This window comes from Mycobacterium sp., from assembly GCF_036488105.1.
In the GTDB taxonomy this organism is placed as follows: domain Bacteria; phylum Actinomycetota; class Actinomycetes; order Mycobacteriales; family Mycobacteriaceae; genus Mycobacterium.
Genome location: NZ_DASXHW010000404.1, coordinates 1 through 6,025, shown reverse-complemented (window position 1 = coordinate 6,025; position 6,025 = coordinate 1). Strand labels below are relative to the sequence as shown.

4 protein-coding genes are annotated in these 6,025 nt (G+C 67.9%); all 4 read left to right on the top strand.

All coding sequences use genetic code 11. The features are described from left to right. Positions 1–72 precede the first annotated feature (72 nt). The gene (locus VGH54_RS21380; RefSeq protein ID WP_331514091.1) at positions 73–1,794 is read left to right on the top strand and encodes an acyclic terpene utilization AtuA family protein; all 1,722 of its coding nucleotides are present in this window, start codon (positions 73–75) and stop codon (positions 1,792–1,794) included. 13 nt (positions 1,795–1,807) lie between these two features. Further along, on the top strand, positions 1,808–2,956 hold the full coding sequence (locus tag VGH54_RS21375) for an acyl-CoA dehydrogenase family protein (protein WP_331514090.1): 1,149 nt from the start codon (positions 1,808–1,810) through the stop codon (positions 2,954–2,956). Further along, positions 2,953–4,548: an acyl-CoA carboxylase subunit beta gene (locus VGH54_RS21370; RefSeq protein WP_331514089.1), complete on the top strand. Its 1,596-nt coding sequence runs from the start codon at positions 2,953–2,955 to the stop codon at positions 4,546–4,548. The genes VGH54_RS21375 and VGH54_RS21370 overlap by 4 nt, the downstream gene beginning before the upstream one ends. Positions 4,549–4,553: 5 nt before the next feature. Further along, positions 4,554–6,025: acetyl-CoA carboxylase biotin carboxylase subunit (locus VGH54_RS21365; RefSeq protein WP_331514088.1), on the top strand; the 1,472-nt coding region annotated here is incomplete at its 3' end.

The following is a 6,025-nucleotide window of genomic DNA, read 5'->3' as shown; positions in this document are numbered from 1 at the left end:
CCCTTGACGTGACACCGCCGGTACCCGCTAACCTACCGGTTGGTTGGTACGTCCGGCTGGAGGGAGCCACGTGTGACGTCCTCGTCGGGTGCCCGGGGTTCGGCGGCATCGGTTCGGATCGGAAACTGTTCGGGCTTCTACGGCGACCGGCATTCCGCGATGCGCGAGATGCTGGTCGGCGGCGAGCTCGACTACGTCACCGGTGATTACCTGGCCGAACTGACCATGCTGATCCTCGGCCGCGACCGGATGAAGCATCCCGAGCGCGGCTACGCCAAGACCTTCCTGACCCAACTCGAGGAATGCCTGGGGCTGGCTTCCGACCGCGGGGTGCGCATCGTCACCAACGCCGGTGGCCTGAACCCCGCCGGCCTCGCGGACGCCGTGCGCGCTCTGGCAGAGCGCCTCGGTGTGCCCGTCCGGGTCGCTCACGTCGACGGTGACGACCTCTCGCCCCGCGCCGAAGAACTCGGGCTGGGCAAGCCGCTGACGGCCAACGCGTACCTGGGCGCGTGGGGCATCGTCGACTGCCTGAAAGACGGCGCGGACATCGTCGTCACCGGGCGGGTGACCGACGCATCGGTGACCGTCGGGCCTGCGGCCGCCCACTTCGGCTGGCAGCGGACCGACTACGACCGCCTGGCCGGCGCCGTGGTCGCCGGGCACGTCATCGAATGCGGCATCCAGGCCACCGGCGGCAACTACTCGTTCTTCACCGAGGTCCCCGACCTGACATACGCCGGCTTCCCGCTGGCCGAGGTCCACGCCGACGGTTCGTCGGTGATTACCAAGCACCCCGGCACCGGTGGCCTGGTCAGCGTCGACACGGTGACCGCGCAGCTGCTCTACGAGATCACCGGCGCCCGCTACGCCAACCCGGACGTGACGGCCCGGATGGACACCATCGAACTGTCCGACCACGGCCCCGACCGGGTGCGGATCAGCGGGGTAATCGGTGAACCGCCGCCGCCCACCCTCAAGGTGTCACTGAACAGCATCGGCGGATTCCGCAACGCCATGACGTTCGTGCTGACCGGTTTGGACATCGAGGCCAAGGCGGATCTGGTGCGACGGCAGCTGGAGTCCGCGCTGTCGGTCAAGCCCGCCGAGCTGGAGTGGACACTGGCCCGCACCGACCACGCCGACGCCGACACCGAGGAGGCCGCCAGCGCTCTGCTTCGCTGCGTGGTCCGCGACCCCGACGCGGCGAATGTCGGTCGCCAGTTCTCCTCGGCCGCGGTGGAATTGGCGCTGGCCAGCTATCCGGGTTTCACCGTCACCGCGCCGCCCGGCGACGGTCAGGTGTACGGGGTGTACACCCCCGGCTATGTCGACGCCGCCAAGGTGCAACATGTCGCCGTGCACACCGACGGCACCCGCGTCGAGATTCCTTGCGCCACCGACACTCTCGAGCTGCAGCAGGCCGATGCGCCGCCGCTGCCAGAGCCGTTGCCGGCGGGTCCGGCACAGCGGGCACCGCTTGGCCGCATCGCCGCCGCGCGCAGCGGCGACAAGGGCGGGTCGGCCAACGTCGGGGTCTGGGTGCGCAGCGACGAGCAGTGGCGCTGGCTGGCCAACACCCTCACCGTCGAGAGGCTCAAGCAGCTGCTTCCCGAAACCGCCGATCTGCCGGTCACCCGGCACCTGCTGCCCAACCTGCGCGCGGTGAACTTCGTCATCGAGGAGATCCTCGGCCAGGGCGTCGCCTATCAGGCGCGCTTCGATCCGCAGGCCAAAGGGCTGGGTGAATGGCTGCGCAGCCGCCAGGTCGACATTCCGGCAGAGTTGCTGTGAGAGAAGGGTTGTTGTGAGCATCTGGACCACGCCGGAGCGTGAACAGCTCCGAAAGACCGTGCGCTCCTTCGCCGAACGGGAGATCTTGCCGCACGTCGACGAGTGGGAACGCAGCGGTGAGTTGCCGCGCGAATTGCACCGCGCCGCCGGGGAGGCGGGCCTGCTGGGCTCGAACTTCCCCGAGGCAGTCGGCGGGGGCGGCGGCGACGGCGCCGACGCGGTGATCGTCTGCGAGGAGCTACACCAGGCCGGCGTGCCCGGCGGCGTGTTCGCGTCGCTGTTCACCTGCGGCATCGCCGTGCCGCACATCATCGCCTCCGGCGATGAGCGGCTGATCCAGACCTTCGTTCGCCCGACCTTGGCCGGCGAATTGATCGGTTCGCTGGCCATCACCGAACCCGGCGGCGGCTCCGACGTCGGGCACCTACGCACGACCGCGACGCGCTCCGGTGACCAGTACATCGTCAACGGCGCCAAGACCTACATCACCTCCGCGGTGCGAGCCGACTTCGTAGTCACCGCGGTGCGCACCGGCGGTCCTGGCGCGGCAGGGGTTTCGTTGCTGCTCGTCGAGAAGGGCACCCCGGGGTTCGAGGTGTCGCGCAAGCTGGACAAGATGGGTTGGCGGTCCTCGGACACCGCGGAGCTGTCCTACGTCGACGCCGCCGTGCCGGTGGCCAACCTGGTCGGCGCCGAGAACACCGGCTTCGCCCAGATCGCGGAGGCATTCGTGTCAGAACGTATCGCCCTTGCCGCGCAGGCGTATTCGAGCGCCCAGCGGTGTCTGGACATCACCGTGCAGTGGTGCCGCGACCGGGAGACGTTCGGTCGGCCGCTGATCTCCCGACAATCCGTACAGAACACGCTGGCCGAGATGGCCCGTCGCATCGACGTCGCCCGCGTCTACGCTCACCACGTGGTCGAGCGGCAGCTGGCCGGCGAGACCAACTTGATCGCCGAAGTGTGCTTCGCCAAGAACACCGCCGTCGAGGCCGGCGAATGGGTGGCCAACCAGGCGGTTCAGCTGTTCGGCGGCATGGGATACATGGCCGAGTCCGAAATCGAACGCCAGTACCGCGACATGCGGATCCTGGGCATCGGCGGCGGGACCACCGAGATCCTGACCTCGCTTGCCGCCAAGCTGCTGGGCTTTCAGTCATGACCGCGCTGCGGTCCACACTCGACCCGAAGGCCGACACCTACACGGCCGCCGCATCGGCCGCGGAGTCCCGGCTCGAGGAGATCGATGCCGAGCTGGCCAAGGCACTGGCCGGCGGCGGCGCGAAATACGTTGAACGTCATCACGATCGCGGCAAGCTGACCGCCCGGGAACGCATCGAGTTGCTGGTCGACGCGGATGCGCCGTTCCTGGAGCTGAGCCCGCTGGCGGCCTACGGCAGCGCTTTTCAGATCGGCGCCAGCCTGGTAACCGGGATCGGCGCGGTGAGCGGTGTGGAATGCCTGATCGTCGCCAACGATCCGACCGTCAAGGGCGGCACCAGCAACCCGTGGACACTACGAAAGATCCTGCGGGCCAACCAGATTGCGTTCGAGAACCGGTTGCCGGTCATTTCTTTGGTGGAATCGGGCGGCGCGGATCTGCCCACCCAGAAAGAGATCTTCGTCCCCGGCGGACAGATGTTCCGCGACCTGACCCGGCTGTCGGCGGCCGGGATTCCCACCATCGCATTGGTGTTCGGTAACTCCACCGCGGGCGGGGCCTACATACCCGGGATGTCCGATCACGTCGTGATGATCAAAGAACGTTCAAAGGTCTTTCTGGCCGGCCCGCCACTGGTGAAGATGGCCACCGGTGAGGAATCCGATGACGAGTCGCTGGGTGGCGCCGAGATGCACTCGCGGGTATCGGGTTTGGGTGACTACTTCGCCGTCGACGAGCTCGACGCCATCCGCATCGGGCGTCGTATCGTCGCGCGGCTCAACTGGACGAAAGAAGGGCCCGCACCCGCGCCGGTGACCGAGCCGCTGTTCGACGCCGACGAGTTGATCGGCATCGTCCCGGCCGACCTGCGCATCCCGTTCGACCCGCGGGAAGTGATCGCCCGGATCGTCGACGGCTCCGAATTCGATGAATTCAAGGCGATGTACGGCTCGTCGCTGGTCACCGGCTGGGCCCGGCTGCACGGCTATCCGCTGGGCATCCTGGCCAACGCCCGCGGCGTGCTGTTCAGCGAAGAGTCGCAGAAAGCCACCCAGTTCATCCAGTTGGCTAACCGCTCGAATACGCCATTGTTGTTCCTGCATAACACGACTGGCTATATGGTCGGCAAGGACTATGAAGAAGGTGGCATGATCAAGCATGGCTCGATGATGATCAACGCCGTGTCCAACTCGACGGTCCCGCACCTCTCCCTGCTGATCGGCGCGTCCTACGGCGCCGGTCACTACGGTATGTGCGGCCGGGCTTACGACCCACGGTTTCTGTTCGCTTGGCCGAGCGCCAAAGCCGCCGTGATGGGCGGCGCTCAGCTGGCCGGGGTGCTGTCGATCGTCAGCCGGGCCGCCGCCGAGGCGCGCGGCCAGAAAGTCGACGAAGACGCCGACGCGGCGATGCGGGCCGCGGTCGAAGGCCAGATCGAGGCCGAGTCGCTGCCACTGGTGCTGTCCGGAATGCTCTACGACGACGGAGTGATCGACCCGCGCGATACCCGCACCGTGTTGGGAATGTGTTTGTCCGCCATCGCCAATGGCCCGATCAAGGGGACGTCGAACTTCGGCGTCTTCCGGATGTGACGCTCGTGGGAATCACTCGAGTTCTGGTAGCCAACCGCGGCGAGATCGCCCGACGGGTGTTCGCGACGTGCCGCACTCTGGGCCTGGGCACCGTCGCGGTCTACACCGACCCGGACGCCAACGCGCCGCATGTCGCCGAGGCCGACGCCCGGGTCCGGCTGCCCAAGACCAACGACTATCTCAACGCCGACGCCATCATCGCCGCGGCTCGCGCGGCCGGCGCGGATGCAGTGCACCCCGGCTACGGATTCCTTTCGGAGAACGCTGAATTCGCTGCCGCGGTGCAAGCCGCGGGGCTGGCCTGGATCGGCCCGCCGGTGGACGCGGTGCGTGCGATGGGCTCGAAGATCGAGTCCAAGAAGATGATGGCCGCCGCCGGAGTCCCCGTGCTCGAGGAACTCGACCCGGACACCGTCACCGCCGACCAGTTGCCGGTGCTGGTGAAGGCATCCTCTGGCGGTGGCGGGCGCGGAATGCGGGTGGTCGACCAATTAGATGCGCTGCCACGCGAAGTGGCCGCCGCCCAGCGCGAGGCCCAGTCCGCGTTCGGCGACCCAACGGTGTTCTGTGAGCGCTACCTGCCCACCGGCCACCACGTGGAGGTCCAGGTGATGGCCGATTCCCACGGCACGGTGTGGGCGGTCGGCGAGCGGGAATGCTCGATCCAGCGCCGCCATCAGAAGATCATCGAGGAAGCGCCGTCGCCCTTGGTCGCGCGCATACCGGGCATGCGGGCCAGGCTGTTCGAAGCCGCCCGGCTCGCTGCCGGCGCGATCGGCTACACCGGCGCAGGGACAGTGGAGTTCCTTGCCGACGACGACGGCGAGTTCTACTTCCTGGAGATGAACACGCGGCTGCAGGTCGAGCACCCGGTCACCGAGGAGACCACCGGACTCGACCTGGTCGAGCTGCAGATCGACGTCGCCGACGGCGGCCGATTGGACGCCGAACCGCCTGCCGTGCATGGATATTCCATCGAAGCGCGGCTCTACGCCGAGGATCCGGCGCGGGACTGGCAGCCGCACGCCGGCCAGGTGCAACGCATCGATGTACCGGCGGCCCGCGCCGAGTTCAGCACGCTCGGGGGGCGAACCGGCATCAGGCTCGACTCCGGAATCGTTGACGGCTCGGTGGTTTCCATCCACTACGACCCGATGCTGGCCAAGGTGATCTCCTACGCTCCGACGCGCCGCCAGGCGGCGCTGGTGCTCGCCGACGCGCTGGCACGAGCCCGGCTGCACGGACTGCGTACCAATCGCGATCTTTTGGTCAATGTGTTGCGGCATCAGGCGTTCCTGGACGGCGCCACCGACACCGCATTCTTCGAAACGCACGATCTGGCGAAGCTGTCCGCGCCGCTGGTGGACGACGCCGTGATCCGGTTGTCGGCGATCGCCGCGGCGCTGGCCGACGCGGCCGGGAATCGGGCGAGCGCCACCGTGCTCGGCTCGATCCCCAGCGGGTGGCGCAACGTGGC